This window comes from Mesorhizobium sp. NPDC059025, assembly GCF_042739655.1.
Taxonomy (GTDB): domain Bacteria; phylum Pseudomonadota; class Alphaproteobacteria; order Rhizobiales; family Rhizobiaceae; genus Mesorhizobium.
This window is the reverse complement of record NZ_JBHYIM010000004.1, coordinates 403,183-426,720: the sequence shown is the minus strand read 5'-3', so window position 1 is coordinate 426,720 and position 23,538 is coordinate 403,183. Positions and strand designations below refer to the sequence as shown.

The following is a 23,538-nucleotide window of genomic DNA, read 5'->3' as shown; positions in this document are numbered from 1 at the left end:
ATTACAATAGCCTGCCTTGTGCCTCTTCGACGCAAGTCCGGGTGAACACCACGCAGATCGCAGCAAGGCAGATGAGCCCAGCCCCGAAACAGATATTTCCCGATATGGCATCCGGCATGCTCGCGAGGGCTCGGTCGCTTGCGGCTGGCGGACTGCGCGGCACGCTTCTGCTGCAGGTCTCGCGCACAGCGCTACGCCTGGTTTTCGCCGGTGCGCTCGCCATCTTTGCCGGCGTCATGATTGAGGTCGCAACCATTTCGACCCCTGCGGCCATCATTGGCCTTGCCGCGCTGTTTCTCGGCGCACTGGCCGGGTTTTTCGCCGATCGGCAGCAGGCCGTGTCGGAGTTTTCCGTGGCCGAGGGCCTGCGCGAAACTGTCCGGGAAAAGCTCGCCGCGATGCCGGCCCGCATGATACAGGCCTTGCCCGCAGGCGCGTTGATTGCCGGTCTCCAGCGCTATCCGGAAGCGCTGGCGGCACTTGTCGTCGGCCACCGCGCCGCAGCTCTCATGCTGGGCATCGTTCCGGTTCTGGTGGTGTGTGCAATCGTCGCAGTTTCCTGGCAGGCGGCATTGGCGCTGCTTTTTGCCACGCCTGTCATGATCGCGTTCTTCGTCCTGCTCGGCGGCGCGATCCATGCCAAGGCGCAAAATCAGGAACACGCTTTCGGACAGTTGGCTACTCAGTTCGACGACCGCATCCGCACCTTGCCGACCATTCTCTCCGCGCATGGCGTGGATCGCGAACGCGGGAAGCTGGAGGCCAGGATGACGGCTTATGCGGACAGCACCATGAGCATGCTGAGAGTGGCTTTCCTCAACGCAGGTGTCATCGATTTCTTCTCATCGCTTTCAATCGCCATCCTCGCCGTCTTCCTCGGCCTGGGACATCTCAAGCTCGCCGAGATTCCCGGCTTCTCTGGCATGCAGCTGTGGCAGAGCCTGTTCATCCTCATGCTGGCGCCGGAATTCTTCGCTCCCTTCCGCCGCTATGCGGAGCAGTATCACGCCAAGGCTGAGGGCAATGCAGCAGCAGTGGCATTGGATGGTTTCCTGGCTGAGCCGGCCGCTCCCGAACGGACGACCGCCCGCGATCGCTCCGGGAGTGACCTGCACCTGCCACGAAGGGGTCTCGTCGCCATCGTCGGCGAAAGCGGGTCGGGGAAATCGACATTGTTGCGCCGGCTTGCGGGCGTTGAAGCACCAACCGCGGCAGAGTCCGCGGAGCCGCATCCAGTTTTCACGGATGGCGTCGCCTGGATCTCGGCGGACATTGCGGTGCCTACCGGTACGCTCGCGGATGCGCTTTCCTGGCACCGGGCGGAACGCGACCCGGCAGGGCTGTCGTCTGCGGCGGAACGTGTCGGTCTGCTGGACGACACCCTGTTGCCGGGAGGATTGAATGCGCGGATAAGGGCCGGCGGCGAGAACCTGTCCGGCGGCCAGCGCCTCAGGATCGGCGTTGCGCGCGCCCTGATATCCGATCGCCCGATCTTTGCCGACGAACCGACCGCCAAGCTCGATGCCGCCAACGCCGCGCGTGTCAGGGCAGCTCTGGCCGACCGCGCTCGCGAAAGGCTGGTGGTGGTGGCAACCCATGACCCGGAGTTGAAGGTGCTGGCGACGCTGATTGTCGATCTCGACCGGCAGCGGCCCGTTCACCCGGAGGTCGCACTATGAGCCTCTCCATGTCGCGAGAGACCAGGAAAGAAAGCGGCGCCTCGCACGGCTCGGTTTTCTGGTGGCGCCTGGCTGTGCTGCTTGCGCTGGTGGCGTTGTTCGCCGGCATCCTGCTGACCGGTGTTTCGGTATGGTTTCTGGGTTCCGTTGCCCTGGCCGGGGCCGGTGGAGCCGCCTACACCTTCAATTTCCACATCCCTGCCGCTTTGATCCGGATGTTCGCCATGGCCCGCACCGCCGCCAAGTATGGCGAGCGTCTCGTCGGCCACAAGGCAGCCCTGCTCGACCAGGTATCGCGCCGCGCGGCGTTGTTCTCGGCGATGGCTGCCGCGCCAAAGGTGCGCGGCGCAAGTTGGCAGCTTGGCGACCAGGACAGGCTTGCGGATTTCATCGACGATGTCGAGAACATGGATTTCGCCAGGCTCAGGGTCGGGTTACCGCTGCTGGCAACGGCCGCAGGTCTTGTATTTGCCGCGGCGGTCACGTTCTTTGTCGCCCCGATGGCTTTGGCTGCCATCTTGCCAATTCTGCTTGGCGTCGCCGCCCGCGCGCGCTGGCTTCTACCGAGCCTGGCAAGGGATTGGCATTCCGCCCGCCTTCGCAGGCGTGCGGCAGGCCGCCGGCTCGGCGCCGGCCTTGGCGCGGTTGTCCCGTTGCAGGCGGAGCACGTCTGGTCGAAGACATTGAGAGCATCGTTCGCCGCCCTTTCAAGCGCTGATGCACATTTGCTCCGCTCACGACGCAGGATGGCTGTCGCCGATACGCTTGTTGGCTTACTCGGCCCCGCCTGCGGCGTGGTCGTGCTGGCAACTGCATGGCTGGACGGGCTGCGCGGTGAAGCCCTGCTTCCAGCTGCATTTGTCGCCTTCGCATGGCTTGCGGTGGGCGAGGCCATGCAGGGCGCCTCACGCATCCTGCTTGCCCGGGTCAAGGAGGAAGCCGCCTCAAGAACGTTGAAAGCGTGGTCCGCAGGCACGTCGCACGACGATGTGCGCGCCGGCGACGAAAAGCCTTTCCGTTTGGGTCGATTGGAAATCGAGGCTCTGACACGCTGTGCACCAGACGGCAGGCCGCTCGGCGATACAGTGGATTTCATCCTGGAAGCCGGACATCCGACGGTGCTTTCCGGGCCAAGCGGCGCCGGCAAGACATCCCTGTTGAAACAGGTTGCCGGATGGCTGGACGCCGATGGCGATGGCAAGCTGCTTGGCGACGGCAGCATGCTTTCGCCGCCCTCGCGCAGGCAGCTCACTTTTCTTGGGCTGCACGACGCCGCGGTGCTTTCGGATTCGGTACGCGAGAACCTGTTCGCACCAGGCGCAACCGACGCTGAATGCTGGGCGGCACTCGACACCGTCGAGCTTGGCGAACGTGTGCGGCTCACCGGCGGGCTGGAAGGCTGGATCACCCAGGACAGGCTTTCACTCGGCGAAGCGCATCGGCTCAACCTCGCCCGTGCACTGCTGAGCCCGCTTCCCCTGATCCTGCTCGACGAACCCGGTGAGCATCTGGACACGCTGCAGGCTCGCCGCATTGTCGAGCGTTTGAGCACTCATCTTCAGGATCGTATCCTGCTGGTCTCCAGCCACAAGGCATCAGATAGCTGGAAAGGGGCGCGGGAATTCAGGCTTGCGTCGAGCGATGCGACGCTATCTGACGGCGTCCCTCAACAACCCCTCCAGCCAGTCGGCAAAGATATGTAGCCGACGGGACAGATGCTGCCTGGTTGGATAGAGGATCGTCATCGCCATCGGCTCCGCTCGAAAGCCCGGCAACACCTCGACGAGTTCGCCGGCCTCAAGATGCGAGCGGACGTCATAGGCTGGGATCTGGATCAGGCCCAGCCCGGCAAGACAACAGGCGATGCAAGCCTCCGCGCTGTTGGCGGTGACGCGGCCACGCATCGGGAGAGACCGCAAGATGCCATTCTCCAGCCATTCCCAATCGTCGATACGGCCACTCGAAGGAGACGCATAGTTGACCGCCAGATGATCCTTCAGATCATCTGGCACCGCCGGCGTGCCATGGCGTTCGAGATAGGCGGGACTGGCGACGTTGATGAGAGGCAACTGTCCGATCGAACGCGCTATAAGGCCCGAATCCGCCAAAGGACCGACCCGCAGGACGCAATCGACACTGTCCTCGATGAGGTTGACGGCACGATCGGTGGCACCCAGCTCGATATCGAGCTGGGGATAATTTTCCAGTAAACCCGGCAGAGCCGGGGCGATGATCAGGCGCCCGATGCGGCTTGGCACATCGACTTTCAATCTCCCGGAAGGCGCCGATCCGGCTTGCCTGAACAAGGTTTCCGTTTCCTCGACATCGGCGACCAGGCGCAGGCAGCGGTCATAAAAGGCGGCGCCGTCCTGGGTGGGTGAAACATGTCGTGTCGTCCGGTGCAGCAACCGGACGCCGACACGGTCTTCCAGCTCGATAACCGCCGCCGAGACGGATGAGCGCGGCATTGCCAGTGTCGCCGCCGCGCGAGTGAAACTGGAGCATTCAACAACACGCGCAAAGACGCGGAACAGGTCTATCCGATCCAAATCCAGGCACCCTCATTGGTATTCATTTCTGACAAGTGATGTCAGTAACGCCAGCTTTATACGCCGGTTTCGGACGATACATGTTGTCGTGATCGCCGCAAAGACAGGAAGCAAGGAGGCCACGTCATGACCGATCACAGCATCAAGGGCAAAACCGTTCTCATCGCCGGAGGCGCAAAGAACCTGGGAGGGCTGATCGCCCGCGATCTCGCGGCACACGGCGCCAGGGCCGTTGTCATCCACTACAACAGCGCAGCCACCAAGGCCGCTGCCGATGCCACGCTTGCCGCGGTGGAAGCTGCCGGCGCCAGGGCGGTGGCACTCCAGGCGGACCTCACCACGGCCGGTGCCATCGAAAAGCTCTTTGCGGATGCGGTTGCCGCGGTCGGTCGGCCCGACATCGCCATCAACACCGTCGGCAAGGTGCTGAAGAAGCCGATGGTCGAGATTTCGGAGGCCGAATATGACGAGATGAGCGCGGTGAACGCCAAGACGGCCTTCTTCTTCCTCAAGGAGGCAGGCAGGACCATCAACGACAACGGCAAGATCTGCACCCTGGTGACCTCGCTGCTCGGCGCCTTCACGCCCTTCTACTCCAGCTATGCCGGCACCAAGGCACCCGTGGAACACTTCACGCGTGCAGCCTCCAGGGAGCTCGGCGAGCGTGGCATCTCGGTGACGGCGATCGGACCGGGCCCGATGGACACACCCTTCTTCTATCCGGCCGAAGGTGCCGATGCGGTTGCCTACCACAAGACAGCCGCGGCACTGTCGAACTTCTCCAGGACCGGCCTCACCGACATCCAGGACATCGTGCCGTGGATCCGCATGCTGGTCTCCGAGGGCTGGTGGATGACGGGGCAGACCATCCTGGTCAATGGTGGCTACACCACCAAGTAGGCAGGCACCCCTGCGACCACGATCGGCGGGGATCTTCGCGAAGCCTGTGAAGAACCCCGCCTGCAACGATTGCGGTCAGCTCGCGTCGGTGTTCAATTTGACGTTGTCTTTTTCGAGGGGAACGCGGGATGACTGTTGAAGCGAGCAAGATGACCGGGCATCACCCTCTGCTGCGGCGGCGTGACGGCCATCACGCCCGCGTCACGTTCGAGGAACTGTTCTTCGATCTGGTCTATGTGTTTGCGGTCACCCAGCTCAGCCACGAGCTGTTGACCAATCTGACCCCGACCGGCGTCGTCGAAACCTTGATCCTGTGGTTCGCGGTCTGGCTCGGCTGGCAGTACACTTGCTGGTTCACCAACTGGTTCGATCCTGAAACACCCCGCATTCGTGGCACGCTGTTCGGCGTGATGCTGGCGGCTCTTATCATGGCCTCGGCCATCCCCGGGGCTTTCGGCGATCGCGGACTGGTCTTTGCACTGGCCTATGTCGCGATACAGGTCGGCCGCACGGCCTACGTGGTCTGGGAGCTGGGACCGAACCACCCGCTTTCCGCCAATTACCGGCGCATGCTGGGCTGGCTTTTGATCGCGGCGGTGTTCTGGATCGGCGGTGCTCTCGCCGAACACTGGACCCGCGCGGCACTATGGGCCATTGCGATCGCCTGCGAATATCTGTCGCCGATGTTCGGTTTTGCGCTCCCCGGATTCGGTCGTTCCAGGACGAGCGACTGGACAATCGAGGGCGGACATCTGGCGGAACGCTGCCAGCTGTTCGTCATCGTCGCGCTTGGCGAAACGTTGCTCGCTACCGGCGCAACGCTGGGCCGCGCGGAAGTATGGGAGCCTGCCGTGCTGTCGGCCCTGCTCGCCACCTTCCTCGGCACGCTGGCGATGTGGTGGCTGTATTTCGGCACATCGAGCAAGGATGCCACCGAAACCATCACCCGTTCCGCCGACCCCGGCCGGCTCGGCGCCTATTTCCACTATATCCATGCCGTGCTGATCGGCGGCATCATCGCCACGGCCGTCGGCAACGATCTTGTGCTTGCGCATCCGCATGACGGCTTGAAAATGGCCTATGCCCTGACATTGTGCGGCGGACCGGCGATCTACCTGCTTGGCAGCGCCATCTACAAGAAGGTGGTGTATGGCACGGTCCCGGTTTCCCATGTTGCCGCCATCGTCGCACTTGCGGTGCTGTTCCCCCTAGCCTTCAGCGTCGACCTTTTGACCATGGGCTGGCTGACCACCATCGTCATGCTGGCGGCAAGCCTGTGGGAGACCTGGAGGGGACGCAGCATCGAAAGACCGACACACTGAAACGGCGATCGGCCTCGAAAAAATGTCGCGGGATCATCGCCCGCCGACCATCGTGTGTCTTCTGAAGGCTTCGCGGATCGCCTCCGCCATGGCCGTGACGGCCTTGCCTGTCGCATTCCTGCGCCGATACATGACCACGGTGGACGCATCGATATCACCGAAGCCATCGGCCGCCGTGAGCTCGCGGCAGCCTGGCGGAATGTTGCTGCGGGAAAGCGGGGCAATGGCAAGGCCGGATGACACCGCCAGCTTTAGCCCGCCACTGGTGTCGCTGCGATAGACAACGCGGTAGGCGCGGCCACTGCCTTCCAATGATCGGATAGCGAACTCCCTGCACCAGCTGGAGCTTTCGTACAATGCGATTGGCATCGGCAGCTCCTCGTGCATCCCATGGACTTCGGATGTCGTCCACACGGTCGGGTCGACCATCAGCACTTCCCCAAGCGGGGCACTTTCCCATTCGAAGACCACGGCAAGGTCCAGGTCGCCTCGTTCGAGCGCCGCCTTCTGAACGGCGGACCAGGCATGCTGAACGATGATCTCCACATTGGAATGCGCCTTGCCGAAGTCCCGCAGCGTGCGCGACAGGATCGACGCTCCGTACTCCTCGGGTATGCCGATGCGGACACGGCCCTCGAGCTCCGGCGCGCTGAGTGAAGCAGCCGTTTCATCGAGCAGGTCGACGATCCGTCGCGCTTTCACGAGCAGTTCGTTGCCTCTGCGGGTCAGCGAGACACCGCGCGGGCCGCGCTCGAAAAGCCGGACGCCGACATGTTCCTCGAGACGCTTCATCTGCATGCTGATTGAGGATTGGGTTCGCCCGAGCGTGGCTGCCGCGCGTGTGAAGTTTTCCAAATCCGCGATGGCAACGAAGCTGCGCAGCAGATCACTGTCTAGCTGGATGTTCATGCTGAGGCATTCCAATCGATGATGACAGGCATCATCGATATTCGTTTGTCAAATGTCAAACCCGAGCGCTAGCGTCGATCTCGAAACTTCCGGAGTGCCCATCCAGATGGCCATCACCACTGCCTGGTTCAGCAGCAGCGAGCGGACCGGCCAGCCACAGGTGGCTGCACGTCGGCCGTCGATCGGTCCGTTGCTCACCTTGCTGCTGGCCCGGCGAGACGACCGGCTGTTGCGCGACGCGGGACTGACCCGCGAGGAAGTGCTGGGCGAAGCAGCATTTTTCTGGGCGGAATGGTCGCGGCAGCGTACGCCCTGGGATCTGTAGCCGACCTCAGGCCCGAAGCCGCTGGCTATCCTTGCCTCCGGGTCGGCGTGCGATGATGGTCGGAGCCACGGACACACGATTGCGACCATCCGACTTCGCCCGGTAGAGCGCCTTGTCCGCTCGCTCCACCAGATGGCGCCAGTCGCGCGGGCCTCGCCGGCCGCAAGCAACGCCAAAGCTGGCCGTGATGGTGATGTGCTGGCCATCTGAGAGTATGAAGCGGTGGTTCTGCAATTTGGTCCGGATCGTTTCAGCCAGACGTCCGGCCTGATCGAGGTCGGCACGGGAAAGCAGCAAGGCGAATTCTTCGCCGCCGAAACGGGCGACGACACAATCGATTGGCGCCTCACGCTGCAGAAGCCTGGCCGTTTCGATCAACACGCGGTCGCCGGCGAGATGGCCATGGGTGTCGTTGATGCTCTTGAAATGATCTATGTCGATCATGATCAGAGCCAGCGCATCGCCTGTCGGCAATCCTTCCCCTCCGTTTTGGGCAATGTAGTCGAGCATGCGCCGGTTCAACGCGCCTGTCAGGCCGTCTGTTTCGGCTTGCAGCCGCAGCTCGCTGGTAAGGGAGGCGCGTTCGCGCATGCGATCCTGAAGCACGTCGATTGCATCGAACAGACGCGCCATTTCGCCCGCGCCGCCAGGATCGGACCTTACCGCCAGCGGACGGTCCTCTGCCAGTCCGATCACTTCCTCCCGCGCCTGCAGCAAGGGGCGAAAAACATCGCGTCGCACCGACAGGAGTACGCCGATCAGCACGCTGAGCACGATCGTGGTCGCCAGTGCGACGATGGCCAGTAGCCTGAGCGCGGCGTCGCGCTCGGCAGCGACCCTCGACACGGTTTCATCGAGAAAAGCCGTGCGATAATCCTCCACCGACTTCATGGTCGGCACAAAGGCTCTGGTCAATTCGACCGCAGTGATCGGATAGTCGCTGGAATCCTTGCCTTGTTTGATGATGGCATCGACCATGCTCATGCCGACCCCAAAGAAAAGCGTGTCGATGGCGGCCTGGTTATGCGCAAGCTCCGGCATCGCATTGAGAACGGTCTGGCCGCGCAGCATGTTCCATATCTGATGGATGCGCCCCTGATCCCGGCGCGCTTCGATGATGTTCTCCAGCGGGATGCGCTGGCGCGACGCCAACGGCGCAATCACTTCCGAGGCTATGCGACCGCCATACTCGCGCAGATCCGCCAGCATCTGGCCGACAAGTACGGGCTCCGACAGGCCACTGCCGTGGCCGATCAATTCGTTCGCGCGCCACGCCACCACGGCGCGAAAGTGATCCGATACGCCGAACATCGCCTCGATAGCCTCTTGCATGGCATCAAGCTTGGCCTTGCCGCCCTGGACGGTAGCGGCGTGATCGACCTTGATCCTGGCGATGGAGAGGCTTTTGGTCACAGCCTCGAGCAGCTCGGACGGAATAGGATGGTCGTGAAGCAGGATCGGCACATCCCGCGCTGCAGCCAGACTGGCGAGCGCGGTGTCGCTGCGGGCGCGGAAATCGGCGAGCCGTTTCCACGCGGCATCGCTTGGATCCGACATCACATCATTGGCCGGGCCTCGCTCGGCTGAAATGAAATTCGCGGTATCGAGTATCTGGCGGAAGTACTGGATATCGTAGTGATCCTGCCTTGCTTCCGCAAAATCATTCCAGGCACGCGACAGGATCATGGCGGCCAGCACCGCCGCACACAGGATGGCCAGGCCGATGCTGAACGAGAGTTTGGGATAGAGACGCTGATCCCGCTTCATCAGACGTGAGCGCATCGCGCGGAAAGACCATGCCTCTGCAGGCCGGCTTTCGCCGAAAGCCGGCATCATGGCAGTGGAGGCTGCAGTGCGTGTCTCGTGGGAAGCAGTGTTGATCATCAAGGAATGTCTGGGAGTGAACTCGTCTAGGCACGGTTTAGCGGCTTTCGCCTGCCGTTTGGTGAAGCCGATTGGTAAACCGGAATAAAATGCCTCGAACGCTTTTTTGATGGCGGCGCTCCTTAACACGCAAATTTTATTCATGTTCCATCGCCGTGGCGATTTGAAACAGCCCGCACATTGCGGACACCAATTGGTCACGAAATAACCCGGTGAGCGGCGGCTTCAGGACTCATTGTCGTATTCTTCTGGCTGGCCAGCGGGGGCCAACCGGAAAGGGAAACCCATGCACAAGGCTTTATTGCTTGCGGCCAGCATTACTTTCGTCGGCGCCGTGGCTGCGAATGCTCAATCATCGCCTACGCCACAAACACCGGCCAATCCGCCGGCGGCGGCTCCAAGCGAAGCACCGAAGATCCAGCGCATCAATGTGGTCGATGTCAGCGAATTGCCCCAGGCGACGCAGAAGGAAGTCGAACAGGTGGTCGCACAAGGCACCGACGACAGCCTGAAACAGTTGCGCAGCAATATCGATGCCGTCCCCGAAGCCAAGGCCGCCTTGAAGGCCAAGGGTTCGACATCGGCGCAGGTCGTGGCAACGAGCATGGGCCAGGACGGCACCCTGACGCTGATCACGAAGAAAAACAGCTAGATCATCTCACATCAAAGCGCGCAAAACCCTGGCCTCGGCCAGGGTTTTCGTTGAGGTTGAGGGGCAGCCGAGAACCTCGTGACCCGAGCGTCTTCCGCTTCACGGAAACACGCCCAATTCCATGCACTTGCCACCGTCGTCACCTTGCGGAAATATGCGGACGTTCAACCTGCGGCTGCGCATGGTTCGCTGCGTCGCGCGGGTATGCGTCGAACATCAGGAGAGATGTCCATGGCAGACGACAGGCAAGAACGCATCCGGCAGCGCGCCCACGAAATCTGGGAACGTGAGGGCAGGCCGCACGGCGCCCACGAACGCCACTGGCATCAGGCCGCCGGCGAGATCGAGATCGAAGAGAGCAAGGGCAAAAAGCCAGCCCGTGCTGCTGCCGTAAAACCCGCCAAGGCAGCAGCCCCCGCCAAGCCGAAGGCTGCGGCGAAACCGGCAAAGGCGCCAGCCAGGACAGCTGCACCCGCCAAGGCGGCAGCCACGGCAAAGGCTCCGGCCAAGACTGCAAAGCCCGCGGCGAAGGTTGCCGAGGCCAAACCCGCCGCCAAGAAGGCGGCGAAGCCGAAGTCGCCTGCCAAGGCTGGATAACCAGCGCCGTCATTGTCGCTTGCTACAACGCGTTCCGAAGGCCGAACTGGCCTTCGGGCATGTCTTTGCATGCCATGTCGAATGCGATCGAGCTGGCAATTCGACCTGGTGAGGCACGTATGATTTCCATGCCCTTTTCGCGCGCTAGGCAGCCAGTGCCGGACGGCGACTAAGTGTCGGGAAAGACGGGAAAAATCCCGATCCAGGGACGGGATGCCTTCGCATATGCGAAAGCGTGAAATCCGCAAACCATTGCATTTCAATAACAAATATGCTCTTATTGAATGATTATTCAATAAGAAAGCACTCATTATGAACCCACATTTTCGCGATGTGGCGATCCCCAACGATTGGGACCGCAGTGGCTTGCCAGGCTGGGCCTACCATTCCGACGCGCTGCTGGAACTGGAGAAGGAGCATCTGTTCCGCACCCATTGGCAGATCGCCGGCCACATCTCCGACGTACCCAATCCAGGCGATTATCTGACCATGGACGTGGTCGGGGAGCGTGCATTGATCGTGCGCGGCAAGGACGGCCTCGTGCGCGGCTTCCACAATCTCTGCCGGCATCGCGGCAGCCGCGTGGTCGCCGACAATCAGGGCCATTGCGCCAATGCGCTGGTCTGCCCTTTCCATGGCTGGGTCTACAATCTCGACGGCACGTTGCGTGGTGCCGCCCGTCCCCGCTCTTTCCCGGAACTGGACAAGACCGAATTCGGCCTGAAGCCGCTCGACCTGGAGATCTGGATGGGCTTCATCTTCATCCGTTTCCGCGATGGCGGACCACAACCGGCCGTGGCCGACTTGCTGAAGCCGATCGAGGCGGAGTTCGCGCCCTACCGTGCCGCCGAGATGGTGCCGTCCTGGGGCATCTGGACCCAGAAGAGCCCGGTCAACTGGAAATCGGTGCGCGATGTCGACAATGAAGGCTACCACGTCGCCATGGCGCATCCTGCCCTGCAGGACCTCTATGGCTCTACCTACTACGACGAGCCTTTCATCAATGGCATCTCGCGCTCCTTCGCAACCTACAATCCGCACGCCGGTCGCCGCTGGAGCGTCAAGAACTATGTACGGATTGCACCGCAGCCGGACCATCTTCCCGAGACGCAGAAGAAGGCCTGGATTTATTATGGTCTGTTTCCCAACGCCGTCATCGCGGTAACGCCGGAATCGGTGCAATTCTATCAGGAGTTCCCGCTGTCGACCGGCGAGACGCTGCTGCGCGGTGCCATCTACCGCTACGCCGACGAGAGCCGCAAGCAGGCTGCCGCTCGCTATCTTGCTTTCCGCATCGACCGCGACACCATGGCAGAGGACGTGCAGCTTTCGGTCTGGTCGAACGAATCCATGCTGTCGGAGGCCTTTGCCGGCTTCTATATGTCCGACCTCGAATATGGCGTACGGACGCATCACGACCATCTGCGCCGGCAATTGCCGGTGCTGTCGTTGGAAGTCCAGCCAGCCGAGAAGGATATGGATGCGCTCAACGCCGCGCTGCTCAGCCGGGTGTGACAAGTCTGACCACCCCGGTCCTCGCGCAGCGACGAGACCGTGAGGTCGCGAGTGAACCCCTCAGCTCGATCTATTGCAACCTGAATCGCGCGCGGTAGTCGCGAGGCGACATGCCACGCAGACGGCGGAAATGCCTGTTGAAGTTGGCAAGCGAACCATAGCCGACGGCACCCGCGATATGCTGGACCGGCTGGCTCGTTCCCGACAGGCGTGCACAGGCATCGCCGATGCGCAGCCGGATGATGTAGTCGGAAATCGTCGCGCGCATATGCCGGCAAAACAGCCTGTGTGTTCCGGAAACGCTGAGCGCGGCGATGCCGGCAAGCTCCTCCAGCCGAATCTCCTGGGTATAGGATTGATGGATGTGGGTCAGCACCCGGTCGATCCGCTCAGCACCGACCTCGCGCTCCATCGGCACCAGGGCCTCGCTGGAAAGCGGTTCGATTTCGGCATCACCCGCGAGCCTGTCGAGGATGGCGAGCATGGCGAGCAGCCGCTGCGGCGCGGGTAGCTCGAACAGCCGCTTGAAGTCATCGGCGAGCGCAACGGCCGCTTCGGTCGAGAAACGCAGACCGGTGCCAGCTTTGGCAACAAGCGCGCCGACGGCGCCCAGTTCGACCGATGAACGGGTGGTCGCTTCGATCCAATCCTGTTTGAACCACACCACCAGCGCGATATGCGGCAAGGACGGATCGAGTTTTTCCGAGGACGACCATGTGTGCGGCAGGTTGGAGCCAACCAGGACCAGGTCGATCCCATCGAAAGTACCGACGTGATCGCCGATGAAACGGTGCCCGCGCGAGTTCAGCGTCAAGGTCAGCTCGAGTTCCGGATGATGATGCCACTGGAACGGAATGCCGTCGTCGAGCCGCCGGTTCAGCATGCTCCAGGAAGCGTCGAGACTGGCTGGCACCCGCTCGAGATAGGGCTTCATACGGCGCTGCCTTGTTTCAAAACGCCATAATAGTACCATAAATTGCTGGTGCAGGACAACACGACTTCCCCTGCTTCTTTATTCTTCCGCTCATGCCCCACCATTGGGTGCGCCAGCCAGGGAGAGAGCCATGCAAGCAGCAGCCGTGAAAGACCATCACCCAACCACGAAGATGTCGACCCAGTTGAAGGACATCGAGAAGACGCTGCCGTTGCGCGTGCTGTCCGAAGACGACTGGCAGCACTGGATCACCAATGGCTACGTCATCGTGCGCCAGGCTGTGCCTGCCGAGAACGTCAAACGGCTGGTGGATCTCCTGTGGCGCTTCGATGAGAAGGACCCGACGGATCCTTCCACCTGGTATGCGCCGCAACGACGCGAGCACAAGATGAAGGAGCTCAACAACACCGGCATGCTGGAGATCTACAATCACCAGTATCTCTGGGACAATCGCATGGAGCGGCGCATCTACGACGCCTTCGTCGACATCTGGGATCGCGAAGACCTGTGGGTGACCATCGACCGCGCCAACCTCAACCCGCCGAAAAAGGTGAAGGGCAACCCGAACGGCTTCATCCATTGGGATGTCGACACCTCGATCCGCCCGATGCCGATCGGTGTGCAAGGGGTGCTCAGCCTGCAGAAGCAGGACGGCGATGTCGGCGGCTTCCAATGCGTTCCGAAGCTGTTCTCCGATTTCGAGGCCTGGGAGAAGACCCAGCCCGCCGATCGCGACCCGATGCATCCCGACATGACCGGTCAGGCAACCGTCAACATCGAGATGGAAGCCGGCGACCTGATGATCTTCAACTCGCTGCTTGCCCATGGCGTGCGGCCCAACCATTCCGACAACCGCGTGCGCATGGCGCAGTATATCTCCATGCATCCGGCAGAATGGGACGACGAGGCGGAGCGCCAGGAACGCCTCCGGCTGTGGCGGGAACTCGACCATCCGCAGCGTGACGCCTTCCCGGGTGACCCGCGTGAATGGGAAAAACACAACGCCAGGACTGCAAGCCTGACGCCGCTGGGCGAGAAGCTGCTCGGCCAGACGCGCTGGTAGGATCTATCGGCCGGCGACGTCACACTCCCTTCTTCACCAACGCCGAAGAAGGGAGTGAATTCTGCCTGTCTGGATCAATATCTTCGACTGTAACGGCATGAGGCTTAGCGCTAGAAGCCGCGCATGAGCGCATCCGCCGGCCTATCCCCGCAGACCCGAGGCATCCTGCTGATGGCCGCGGTGGCCTTTGCCATCCAGATCGTCGACGGGCTGGCGAAATATCTGAGTGCCGACTATTCGCCGCTCTTCATCGGCTGGGCGCGCTATGCCGTGGCTACGATCCTCGTGCTGCCCTATGCCTTTGCGCGCCACGGTTGGCACGTGTTCCCCTCAGAGCGCCTTGGCGCGCACATGCTGCGCACCATCCTGCTGGTCACGGCGATGTCACTCTATTTCGTCGCCATCACCTTCATCCCGCTGGCCACCGCCATCAGCGCCTATTTCATCGCGCCCATCATCGGCATGGTGCTGTCGGTGCTCATCCTGAAGGAGCGTATGACGTCGGTGAAGGGCATCAGCCTGGTGCTTGGTTTCGCCGGCGCTATGGTCATCCTGCAGCCGGGCAGCACGATTGACCCCGGCATTCTGCTGGCGCTCGCCTCGGGCTTGTGTTTCGCCTTCTACATGATCGTCACCCGAAAGGCCGCGCTGGAAAGCGACCCGCTCAAGACACTGGCCTTCCAATGCGCCTTCGGTGCGCTGATCCTGTTGCCGCAGGCCCTGTTCACCTGGTCCACACCTGCCTGGAGCGACCTCATCTTTTTCGCCGGAGTGGGTATCTTTTCCCTGATCGGTCATTTCATGCTGATCGTCGCCTTCCGGCTTGCCGAAACATCGGTGCTGGCACCACTTGTCTATCTCGAGCTGGTGGGGGCAGCCATCATCGGCTATCTCGCCTTCAACGAGGTTCCCGGCCCGGCCACCATCGCCGGCGCTGCTCTTATCGTCCTTGCCGGCCTGATCCTGCTTTGGCAAAGCAAGACGATCCGCGTCGATGAACCAGTCGCCTAGCTCGGGTCCACAAACACCTTCGACCATGCGATAGTCAGCCTCCACACAAGGAAGCGGCGATATGGACGAATGGCTCTATCTGCTGATCCCGGTGGCGATTGTCGCCGCGATCTTCCTCGGCATCAAATACCGCACGTCCAGCCGCCGGTTCATGGTGCCGCTCGTCGGTGGTTCCCTGGGATCCGGCGATGGCGGAGGGCATTATGGCGGAGGGCATTATGGCGGCGACCACCATTCCGGAGGAGGTCACGGGGGTGGCGACAGTGGTGGCGGCGGCGACGGCTGAAGCAATTCCAGCAAAGCACGCAGCGGTATTACGCTCCGAATTGCCCAGAAACACAGAGACATTTCCGCGTGTGGCGGAGACGCTCTAACCTCAGCCCTGCCACAGGCCCTCACGGCGCAGATCCTCCATCGTGCGCGAGATGCCTTCACGCAGGATCGTCACCATCATGTCGACCTGCTCGCGGGTGATGATCAGCGGCGGCGACATCACGCACATGTTGATCAGCGGCCGCACCAGAAGCCCAAGCTCGTGACAATGCGCATCGATGCGCGCGCCGACTGCCCTGTCCAGTTGCAGCGGGTTCTTGCTTTCGCGATCCGCCACGCAGTCAACGCAGGCCATCAATCCCAGCCCGCGCACCTCACCGACCAGCGGCAGATCTTCCAGCGACTTCAGCCGTGCCTGGAAATAGGGCGCAACGGCCCGAGCATGTGCCAGAACCTCGCCTTCCAGTATGTCGAGGTTCTTCAGTGCCAGCGCACAACCGATCGGATGGCTGGTATAGGTCAGCCCATGCGCGAACATCGCGTCGGGATGGTTGGAGCGACGCAGTTCTTCCAGCAACCGTACGGAAATGACAACGCCGCCAAGCGGGAAATAGCCGGAGGTGACCCCCTTGGCGAAGGTGATCATGTCTGGGTCAAGCCCGAACGCATCGCCGGAAGCAAAGACGTGGCCGAGCCGGCCGAATGCCGTCACCACCTCGTCCGAGATGTAAAGGATATCGTTCTCGCGACAGATCTCGCGGATGCGCTTGAGATAGCCGTCGGGCGGCACGATGACGCCGCCCGAGGCCTGGACAGGTTCGCCGACAAAGGCACCGATCCTGTCGGCGCCGATCGCCTCGATCCTGCCGCGGAACTCCTCGACCAGCATGTCGGCAAAGGCATCGACTTCCATCCCCTTCGGCCGGCGGAACGGATCGGGTGATGACAACTTCACCACCAGCTCGTCGGCGCCGTCCATCCAGTCGCGGTCGCGCGGGCGGCCGTTCAGCGAAGCCGCCAGATAGGTCGAGCCGTGATAGGCGCCACCGCGCGACAGGATCAGTTTCTTTTCCGGCCGACCGCGCACATTGTTGTAGAACTGCATGAAACGCAGCGCGGTCTCGACCGCTGACGACCCGCCGGTGGTGAAGAAGACGTGACTGAGATCGCCTGGTGCCGCGGCGGCGATACGCCGTGCCAGCTCCGCCGAAGGTGCGTTCATCGTGTACCAGGGTGTGTTGTAGGAAAGCTGCATCGCCTGGTCGTAGAGCACGCGCGCCAGTTCCTCGCGACGATGACCGACATTGGTGCACCACATGCCGGCCGGACCGTCGATCAACTTTTTGCCCACGGCGTCGGTGATGTAGATGCCGTCACCATCGCCGATCAGCGCCCGCGCCTCCGCACCGACGGTGGCAGCCACCGGCCAAGGCTGGACGAGGTGACGCCGCGCGGTCTCGACAGCGTTTTCCGGAACTCCTGCATTCGGCTCACCGCTTCTTGTCTCGCGCACCGCAGCCATCACCGCCTCGCTTCCAATACAATTTTCCGAAACCACTCAAACCGTTGGGAACGTCGGGTTTCACCAACTTATTTTGAATGGCTGTTCAATCAACATCGCAGAAATATCACTTGATTTCAACCGGCGGATGCGCTCATGATGAGGAAAGCCGGCAAGAGGATCGCCGCCCAAAGCTGCGTATCGAAGCGCAAGCACAAGGTGGTCGAATCTCGACAAAAAAATGCGGGAACGACCGGCGGGAGGCAGCATGGCGCGACGATCCAGGCCGGCGACCACATACGCAACCGGAGCGCTGCAATGACGGCAGCCGCGGAAGGGTCGCCGCCACTTGCTGCGGACATCATCAGGCGAAGGCCACCCTTTCTGCAGTCCGAAACCTTCCAGGGCCTTGCCCTGATCAGTCCGACGCTTCTCTACGCTCTTATCCTGCTGCTGCTGCCGATCCTGGTGGTGTTCGCCCATTCGTTCTGGACGCAGAATTACCTCACCATCGACCACACCTTCACGCTGCAGAACTATCGCACCGCGCTGACCGAACCGATCTATCTCGACCTATTGTGGCGCTCGCTTTTCGTGTCGCTTCTGGTGTCGCTGTTCACCGTGGTGCTGGCCTATCCGATCGCCTACTTCATTTCCTTCCACGGCGGCCGTCACAAGAGCCTGTGGCTCTTTCTCATCACCATCCCGTTCTGGACGAGCTATCTGCTGCGCGTGATGTCGTGGAAGGTCATCCTTGGCTACAACGGCGTGCTGAATTCCGGCCTGATGGGGCTCGGCCTGATCAGCGAGCCGTCCACCGCCCTGCTCTACAACACCAGCGCGGTCATCATCACGCTCACCCATGCATGGGCGGCCTTCGCCATCCTGCCGATCTACGTTTCGCTCGAAAAAGTCGATCGTACACTGATCGAGGCGGCCAAGGATCTTGGCGATGGGCCGTTTCGATCCTTCCTGCGCGTGACGCTGCCGCTGTCGGCACCAGGCGTGATCTCGGCGCTGCTCATCGTGATGATCCCGACGGTCGGTGACTACGTCACGCCGAAGCTGGTCGGCGGCAAGGACGGCGTCATGATCGCCAACGCCATCCAGGCACAGTTCGGCAAGGCGGCGAACTGGCCCTTGGGGGCAGCGCTTTCCGTAACGACCATGGTCGTGGTCAGCCTGATGGCGGGCGCCACCGTGTTCCTGCTTCGCGCGACAATGAGGCTCTCGCGATGACCGCCCTCAAGCGTTTCCTGCCCGGCGGCAATTCCTGGCTGGCGGCCTACGCCTTCCTCTACATCGGCTTCCTCTATCTGCCGGTGCTGTTCCTGCCGATCTTCTCCATCAACACCTCGGCTTCGCCGAAATTCCCTCTCGCCGGCTATACGCTGCAATGGTACCGCGACCTGCCGAAGACGCCGGCGCTGATCGATGCTGCCTGGAACAGCCTGATCGTCGGTGTTTCAGCCGCCGTGCTCTCCACGACCCTCGGCATCCTCGCCGCGCGCGCCATCACGCGCTACCGTTTCCCCGGGCGACGCCCGATCCACGGACTGATCATGGCGCCGCTGGTGCTGCCGGAAGTCATCGTTGCCATCTCGATGCTCCTGGTCATGCTGCAGCTGGGCCTCAGCCTCTCGCTCTTCACCGTCGTTCTCGGCCATGTGCTGATCTGCATACCCTATTCAATGTCGGTTCTGACCTCGGGCTTCGAAGGTTTCGACCGCAGCCTCGAGGAGGCATCGGCCGATCTTGGCGAGAGTGCCTTCGGCACATTCCGGCGGGTGACCCTGCCGATGGTCACGCCCGCCATCATCTCGAGCCTGCTCGTTTCCTTCACCATCTCGCTCGACGATTTCATCATCGCCTTTTTCCTCACCGGAACCGATGCGACGCTGCCGATCTATATCTGGGGTCAGCTGCGTTTCGCCGCCAAGCTGCCGGGTGTGCTGGCGCTCGGCACGCTGCTGCTCATCGGCTCCTTCGTGCTGCTCTCCATCGCCGAAATCCTGCGCCGCCGCGCCGCGCGTCGCACCCAGTCAGAGGGTCTTCTGCATGCTTGACCGGCCAATGCCCGACCGCCCGACACCGGATCGTCCGATGATCGAAATCAAGGGCGTCACCCGCAGCTACGGCGCCTTCAAGGCGCTGGACGACTGCAGTCTGACCATTCGCGAGGGAGAATTCTTCTCCCTGCTCGGCCCCTCCGGCTGCGGCAAGACCACATTGCTCAGGATGATCGCCGGCTTCGACAACCCGACCAGCGGCACCATTGCCGTCGACGGGCAGGAAATGGTCGGCGTGCCGGCCAACCGGCGCCCCACCAACATGGTGTTCCAGAGCTATGCCATCTTCCCGCACCTCAACGTCGAACAGAATGTCGCCTATGGATTGAAGCGGCTGAAACTCGCCCCGGCCAAGGAAAAGCGCCGTGTCGACGACGTGCTCGCCATGGTTTCGCTGAACGGCCTCGGCAAGCGCGGTGCGCATGAGCTCTCCGGCGGCCAACGCCAGCGCGTGGCGCTGGCCCGCGCGCTGGTGATGCGACCCAAGGTGTTGCTGCTCGACGAGCCTCTGTCCGCGCTGGACAAGAAGCTGCGCGAGCAGATGCAGGTGGAACTGCGCCGCCTGCAGCAGGCAGTCGGCATCACCTTCATCCTCGTCACCCACGACCAGTATGAAGCCCTTGCCATGTCCGACCGCATCGCCGTGATGTTCGGCGGCCGCATCGCGCAGATCGCTTCGCCGAAAGAGATTTACCAGCGGCCGGTGAACCGACAGGTTGCCGATTTCCTTGGCGGCATGAATTTCGTGAAGGCCGAGATCGTCGAGGAGAACGGCTCGTCCATCACCGTCGACACTCTGGGTTTCGGCCGCGTCACCACCGAAAAGCCGAAGGCATTGATGCGTAACGGTGCCGGCACCACACTTGGCATCAGACCGGAGCGGCTGCGCGTGCTGTGGGACAGCGCAACGGCCAAGTACGAGGTGTCCGGCACTGTGTTGGAGCGACACTATTTCGGTGAGATCACGCATCTCATCGTCGATATCCCAGGCCTGGAAAAGCCGCTGTCGGTCACCGAGACAAACGATTTCGGCGCCGACGACATTCCTGTCGGCGCCCCCATCCGCCTCGGTTATGACCGCGACGCGCTGGTGGCGATGGCGGAATAGGGTCGAAACAACAGCCGTTCGAAATCACACACCAGGCAAACAGAAAGCGAACGACAAGCCGAGCGCACGAGGCGGTCAGGAAGGCACAAGAGCCTGAAGCCCTCCGGCATCTGTTGCGACGGGCCTGAGTGTTTCGGCTATCACCGAGAAATTTGGGACCAATCAGCAGACCGTCATGCATGTTAACGATCAGAACGGTTCCCTTTTTCACGGAAACGCTCCAACTCTTTGTTTTTGTGCAATTCCGGACGGCGAACCGTTACACAATTTGCCTGGAATTGCTCTAAGAATCATCATCCGTTCGACACTGGTGTAGAATCTCGAAACTTGGAGGCGAGCATGAATTCGGGTCTTCTACATTACCTCAAACGCCTGTTTTCATCAGAAATCACGGCTGAGACAGCCCTCCCCCCGCAGGCCGCAGGACTACGCTTGCCGGCAGGTGTCGAGCATCTGCAAATTAACAAGACTGACGTACTCAGCAGCTACCTGCCGCTGGGTTTCGTAACCTTTGAGGCCCATCAACTCGGCAACGGCGATTATTTTGGTTTTTACTGGCCGGTGGCCGGGAGAACAGCGAGCCGCTAATTGCTGAAACACAGCATGACGGTGGGAGACTGGAGCCAGGCTTCAGTGGTTTAAAGGCGTTTCTGGGAAAGACCGAAGGTATCGATAGTCACGACTGGATAGAATTGCCTACCTTTGAAGAAGATCCGGATTCGGCCAGGAATTGTTATGGCAAGGCGCGTGAGCTGATTGCCGAAAAGGCGTTTGACCCGGCCGTCGCGCAACTTGAAAAGGCCGTGGCTGCCCTGCCGGAATACACGGAGGCGCTGGCCGCACTGGCCGGGCAATATTTGCGAATGCAGCGCACCGACGAGGCGTGCCGATTGGCCGTTCAGATGATCATTTCTCCACCAAGCTTCGGTTTTGGTGGGCCGGTCGACAATATCGCCCGCTGGTTCTCTCGACTCGATACCGGACCGGCGGATCTCACTGAAGATCCCATCTGGAAGGGACGTGCAAAACTTGCCTCGATTCCGACGGGAGGAACGAAAGACAGTCAGGCTTATCCCGTGTTGCGCGAAGCTATGGATGTCTATGCTGAACAAGGCGAGTTCGTGAAGGCTCTGACACTGATGCAGACCTATTCGGACTTCATGAACAGCGAGACCAGGTCGTTTCAGGAACGGCAAGGCTATGATTTCGCTACACACAGGTTGAGGCAACGAGACCTGAGTCAAAAGTCACCGAACGGGCCGCGCTATCTGATCTGACACACAACTTCCTACGGAAGCAGACCACTTATGCGGGTTCGCAATGAAGGTTGCTCCGCGTGACCTTAAAGCAAGGTCCCGGAAAAGTTCGTAGCGGTTTTCTGTCCGCAATTGCGCGCACAGAAAGAGTTAGAGTGTACGATTTGGCGCTAATCTTGTTCGATCCCGAATAGGAAGCGTCATCCTTCCAGATCCGCTTTCAGGCGATCGAGGATCGAAACGGCATGGGTCGCGTATTCGCTGATCCAACGGTCGTGGATGCGTTTGATCGGCAGCGCGTCGAGATGGTTCCAGCGCTCACGGCCTTCGCGGCGGGCGACCACCAGTCCGGCATCCTCCAGCACCTTGAGATGCATCATCACCGTGCAACGATCCATGTCTGCGAACATATCGCACAAAGTGCCTGTCGTCTTCGGCCCATCCTTGAGTTCATCAAGCAGAAGGCGCCGGCGCGGATGTGCCAAGGCCTTGAAAACATGGTCGTCTTTTGCTTCGCTTGACATGTTATGTTTTTATAACATGATAGGGGGAATTTCAAGCAGGAGGCTGTGGACATGTCCATCGCAATCAGGGTTTCGGGACGTATCGGCAAGCCTGTCGCCGAAGTGTTCGACGCGGTCGTCAATCCAACCAAGCTCAGCGGTTATTTCACCACCATCCGCGGTGCCTCCGCGCCACTGGTCGCCGGCACAACTGTGACCTGGTGGGGCGAAATTCCGGTCGAAGTCGACGAAGTCGTGCCCGAGCGCCGCATCGTCCTGCGCTGGGACGGCAGCGGACCGGACGACAAGCCATCCTACAAGACCCGCATCGAGATGAACTTCGAGCAGCTCGAGGACGGCGGTACATTCGTGACCATTGCCGAGGAAGGCTGGCGTGAGGATGAGCCCGGCCGCAAGCGTTCCTACCTGAACTGCGAAGGCTGGTCGCAGATGCTCGCCTGCATGAAGGCCTATGTCGAATACGGCATCAATCTGCGCGACGGCTACTACCGTTCGGAGATGAAGGGCGAACCGGCCCGCGAGGACAACATCTGACCCCATCGAGAGGAGAGTATCATGGTGACGGCAGCACCATTTCTGATGTTCGAGGGCAAGGCCGAGGAGGCACTGAACCTCGACTGCGCGATCGTACCGGCGAGCCGCATTCTCGCTATTGATCGCTATGGCGCAGCCGAAGCAGGTCCCAAGGGTTCGGTCCGGCTGGCTCGCGCCGAAATCGCCGGCCTCGAGATTCTGGCCAGCGATAGTCATGTCCACCACGCATTCACTTTCACGCCGTCGATCTCGCTGTTCGTCACCTGTACCTCCGAAGACGAGCAGTCCCGGATCGTGCAGAACCTTGGCGAGGGTGGCGGGATGCTGATGCCGCTCGACAACTATGGCTTCAGCCGGCGCTTCGCCTGGCTGAATGACCGCTTCGGTGTTTCCTGGCAGATCAATCTGCCCTGACAGCCATAGCCTCGCCAACCTGAAGACACGAAGGGAAGAAAGCGATGGAACTGCACAAGGCCCCCGCCGCGGAAGTCGGCATGCTGATCCGCAAGCCGGTGACTGAGGTCTATGAAGCCTTCATCGACCCGGTCATCACGTCGAAATTCTGGTTCACGCACGGCAGCGCCCGTCTCGATTCCGGCCGGCAAGTCGAATGGGAATGGCGCATGTATGACTTCAAGTCCCCTGTCGCCGTCAGGGAACTGCTGAAAGACGAGAAGATCCTCATCGGCTGGGGCGAGCCCGCGACCACCGTCGAATGGACCTTCAAACCGATGCTCGATGGCACAGCCACCTTCGTCGCCATCCGCAATTTCGACTTCCAGGGTGACGCGGGCCAGCAGGTCAAGGCGGCGGTGGATTCGACGGATGGCTTCGCGCTCGTCCTCGCAGGCGCCAAGGCCTGGCTGGAACAAGGCATCACGCTTGGATTGATCGGTGACCGGCATCCTTCCGGCGTACCGTCCGCATAGGTGC

Annotated in this window: 26 protein-coding genes; 19 read left to right on the top strand and 7 right to left on the bottom strand. The window is 61.4% G+C overall.

The window, feature by feature from the left end; translation table 11 throughout:
• Positions 1–116: 116 nt before the first annotated feature.
• Together ACFWYE_RS13385 and ACFWYE_RS13380 are read left to right on the top strand one after the other, a co-directional pair.
• On the top strand, positions 117–1,679 hold the full coding sequence (locus ACFWYE_RS13385; RefSeq protein WP_379111887.1) for an ATP-binding cassette domain-containing protein: 1,563 nt from the start codon (positions 117–119) through the stop codon (positions 1,677–1,679).
• Entirely contained in the window at positions 1,676–3,382 is a 1,707-nt protein-coding gene (locus tag ACFWYE_RS13380) for an ATP-binding cassette domain-containing protein (RefSeq protein WP_379111885.1), read from the top strand. Before ACFWYE_RS13385 ends, ACFWYE_RS13380 begins: the two co-directional genes overlap by 4 nt.
• Here ACFWYE_RS13380 and ACFWYE_RS13375 read toward each other — a convergent pair.
• Positions 3,329–4,228, bottom strand: a complete 900-nt coding sequence (locus tag ACFWYE_RS13375; RefSeq protein WP_379111883.1) for a LysR family transcriptional regulator — start codon at positions 4,226–4,228, stop codon at positions 3,329–3,331. The two genes, ACFWYE_RS13380 and ACFWYE_RS13375, sit on opposite strands and share 54 nt — an antisense overlap.
• Positions 4,229–4,354: 126 nt before the next feature.
• Here ACFWYE_RS13375 and ACFWYE_RS13370 point away from each other — a divergent pair, with 126 nt between their 5' ends.
• On the top strand, positions 4,355–5,128 hold the full coding sequence (locus tag ACFWYE_RS13370) for an SDR family oxidoreductase (protein WP_379111881.1): 774 nt from the start codon (positions 4,355–4,357) through the stop codon (positions 5,126–5,128).
• A 128-nt stretch (positions 5,129–5,256) separates the two neighbouring features.
• A complete protein-coding gene (locus ACFWYE_RS13365) occupies positions 5,257–6,450 on the top strand; it encodes a low temperature requirement protein A (RefSeq protein WP_379111879.1) in 1,194 nt (397 codons plus the stop codon).
• Between the two features lie 33 nt (positions 6,451–6,483).
• Here ACFWYE_RS13365 and ACFWYE_RS13360 read toward each other — a convergent pair whose 3' ends face one another.
• Positions 6,484–7,359 (bottom strand): LysR family transcriptional regulator, encoded by an 876-nt coding sequence (locus ACFWYE_RS13360; RefSeq protein ID WP_379111877.1) that lies wholly within the window; start codon positions 7,357–7,359, stop codon positions 6,484–6,486.
• 106 nt (positions 7,360–7,465) lie between these two features.
• Here ACFWYE_RS13360 and ACFWYE_RS13355 point away from each other — a divergent pair, with 106 nt between their 5' ends.
• Positions 7,466–7,684: a hypothetical protein gene (locus tag ACFWYE_RS13355; RefSeq protein ID WP_379111875.1), complete on the top strand. Its 219-nt coding sequence runs from the start codon at positions 7,466–7,468 to the stop codon at positions 7,682–7,684.
• A gap of 6 nt (positions 7,685–7,690) precedes the next feature.
• Here ACFWYE_RS13355 and ACFWYE_RS13350 read toward each other — a convergent pair whose 3' ends face one another.
• Positions 7,691–9,568, bottom strand: coding sequence for a diguanylate cyclase (locus tag ACFWYE_RS13350; protein WP_379111873.1), 1,878 nt, complete (start codon positions 9,566–9,568; stop codon positions 7,691–7,693).
• A 235-nt stretch (positions 9,569–9,803) separates the two neighbouring features.
• On the opposite strand from ACFWYE_RS13350, the gene ACFWYE_RS13345 reads away from it, so the two are divergent.
• The 3 genes from ACFWYE_RS13345 (at position 9,804) to ACFWYE_RS13335 (ending at position 12,332) form a co-directional block, all read left to right on the top strand.
• On the top strand, positions 9,804–10,220 hold the full coding sequence (locus tag ACFWYE_RS13345) for a hypothetical protein (protein ID WP_379065901.1): 417 nt from the start codon (positions 9,804–9,806) through the stop codon (positions 10,218–10,220).
• 231 nt (positions 10,221–10,451) lie between these two features.
• Positions 10,452–10,817, top strand: a complete 366-nt coding sequence (locus ACFWYE_RS13340) for a DUF2934 domain-containing protein (RefSeq protein ID WP_379111871.1) — start codon at positions 10,452–10,454, stop codon at positions 10,815–10,817.
• 312 nt (positions 10,818–11,129) lie between these two features.
• Positions 11,130–12,332: an SRPBCC family protein gene (locus ACFWYE_RS13335; RefSeq protein WP_379111869.1), complete on the top strand. Its 1,203-nt coding sequence runs from the start codon at positions 11,130–11,132 to the stop codon at positions 12,330–12,332.
• Between the two features lie 70 nt (positions 12,333–12,402).
• Here ACFWYE_RS13335 and ACFWYE_RS13330 read toward each other — a convergent pair whose 3' ends face one another.
• Entirely contained in the window at positions 12,403–13,266 is an 864-nt protein-coding gene (locus tag ACFWYE_RS13330; RefSeq protein ID WP_379111868.1) for a helix-turn-helix domain-containing protein, read from the bottom strand.
• A 130-nt stretch (positions 13,267–13,396) separates the two neighbouring features.
• Between ACFWYE_RS13330 and ACFWYE_RS13325 the strand changes: the two genes are divergently transcribed.
• The 3 genes from ACFWYE_RS13325 (at position 13,397) to ACFWYE_RS13315 (ending at position 15,626) form a co-directional block, all read left to right on the top strand.
• Positions 13,397–14,329 carry a phytanoyl-CoA dioxygenase family protein gene (locus ACFWYE_RS13325; RefSeq protein WP_379111866.1) on the top strand — a complete coding sequence of 311 codons (933 nt, stop codon included), beginning with the start codon at positions 13,397–13,399 and terminating at the stop codon, positions 14,327–14,329.
• Between the two features lie 123 nt (positions 14,330–14,452).
• Positions 14,453–15,340 (top strand): DMT family transporter, encoded by an 888-nt coding sequence (locus ACFWYE_RS13320; RefSeq protein ID WP_379111865.1) that lies wholly within the window; start codon positions 14,453–14,455, stop codon positions 15,338–15,340.
• A gap of 61 nt (positions 15,341–15,401) precedes the next feature.
• Positions 15,402–15,626: a hypothetical protein gene (locus tag ACFWYE_RS13315; protein ID WP_379111864.1), complete on the top strand. Its 225-nt coding sequence runs from the start codon at positions 15,402–15,404 to the stop codon at positions 15,624–15,626.
• Between the two features lie 90 nt (positions 15,627–15,716).
• On the opposite strand, the gene ACFWYE_RS13310 is transcribed toward ACFWYE_RS13315, so the two are convergent.
• Together ACFWYE_RS13310 and ACFWYE_RS13305 are read right to left on the bottom strand one after the other, a co-directional pair.
• Positions 15,717–17,135 (bottom strand): aminotransferase, encoded by a 1,419-nt coding sequence (locus ACFWYE_RS13310; RefSeq protein WP_379111863.1) that lies wholly within the window; start codon positions 17,133–17,135, stop codon positions 15,717–15,719.
• 60 nt (positions 17,136–17,195) lie between these two features.
• Positions 17,196–17,384, bottom strand: a complete 189-nt coding sequence (locus ACFWYE_RS13305) for a hypothetical protein (protein ID WP_379111862.1) — start codon at positions 17,382–17,384, stop codon at positions 17,196–17,198.
• 48 nt (positions 17,385–17,432) lie between these two features.
• On the opposite strand from ACFWYE_RS13305, the gene ACFWYE_RS13300 reads away from it, so the two are divergent.
• The 5 genes from ACFWYE_RS13300 to ACFWYE_RS13280 all read left to right on the top strand — a co-directional run bounded on the left by ACFWYE_RS13300 (position 17,433) and on the right by ACFWYE_RS13280 (position 21,568).
• Positions 17,433–18,353, top strand: coding sequence for an ABC transporter permease (locus tag ACFWYE_RS13300; protein ID WP_379111860.1), 921 nt, complete (start codon positions 17,433–17,435; stop codon positions 18,351–18,353).
• Positions 18,350–19,180, top strand: coding sequence for an ABC transporter permease (locus ACFWYE_RS13295; RefSeq protein WP_379065885.1), 831 nt, complete (start codon positions 18,350–18,352; stop codon positions 19,178–19,180). Before ACFWYE_RS13300 ends, ACFWYE_RS13295 begins: the two co-directional genes overlap by 4 nt.
• A 37-nt stretch (positions 19,181–19,217) precedes the next feature.
• The gene (locus ACFWYE_RS13290; protein ID WP_379111858.1) at positions 19,218–20,291 is read left to right on the top strand and encodes an ABC transporter ATP-binding protein; all 1,074 of its coding nucleotides are present in this window, start codon (positions 19,218–19,220) and stop codon (positions 20,289–20,291) included.
• A gap of 339 nt (positions 20,292–20,630) precedes the next feature.
• Entirely contained in the window at positions 20,631–20,879 is a 249-nt protein-coding gene (locus tag ACFWYE_RS13285) for a hypothetical protein (protein WP_379111856.1), read from the top strand.
• Between the two features lie 104 nt (positions 20,880–20,983).
• The gene (locus ACFWYE_RS13280) at positions 20,984–21,568 is read left to right on the top strand and encodes a tetratricopeptide repeat protein (protein ID WP_379111855.1); all 585 of its coding nucleotides are present in this window, start codon (positions 20,984–20,986) and stop codon (positions 21,566–21,568) included.
• 179 nt (positions 21,569–21,747) lie between these two features.
• Here the strand turns inward: ACFWYE_RS13280 and ACFWYE_RS13275 are convergent, their stop codons facing one another.
• Positions 21,748–22,071: an ArsR/SmtB family transcription factor gene (locus ACFWYE_RS13275; protein ID WP_379111853.1), complete on the bottom strand. Its 324-nt coding sequence runs from the start codon at positions 22,069–22,071 to the stop codon at positions 21,748–21,750.
• Positions 22,072–22,122: 51 nt separating this feature from the next.
• On the opposite strand from ACFWYE_RS13275, the gene ACFWYE_RS13270 reads away from it, so the two are divergent.
• The 3 genes from ACFWYE_RS13270 to ACFWYE_RS13260 are packed head-to-tail and all read left to right on the top strand — an operon-like array spanning position 22,123 to position 23,534.
• On the top strand, positions 22,123–22,605 hold the full coding sequence (locus tag ACFWYE_RS13270) for an SRPBCC domain-containing protein (RefSeq protein ID WP_379065877.1): 483 nt from the start codon (positions 22,123–22,125) through the stop codon (positions 22,603–22,605).
• Positions 22,606–22,626: 21 nt separating this feature from the next.
• Positions 22,627–23,019 carry a VOC family protein gene (locus tag ACFWYE_RS13265; RefSeq protein ID WP_379111852.1) on the top strand — a complete coding sequence of 131 codons (393 nt, stop codon included), beginning with the start codon at positions 22,627–22,629 and terminating at the stop codon, positions 23,017–23,019.
• 44 nt (positions 23,020–23,063) lie between these two features.
• Complete coding sequence (locus ACFWYE_RS13260) at positions 23,064–23,534, top strand: SRPBCC family protein (protein ID WP_379111850.1); 471 nt, start codon at positions 23,064–23,066, stop codon at positions 23,532–23,534.
• The last annotated feature ends 4 nt before the right edge of the window (positions 23,535–23,538 follow it).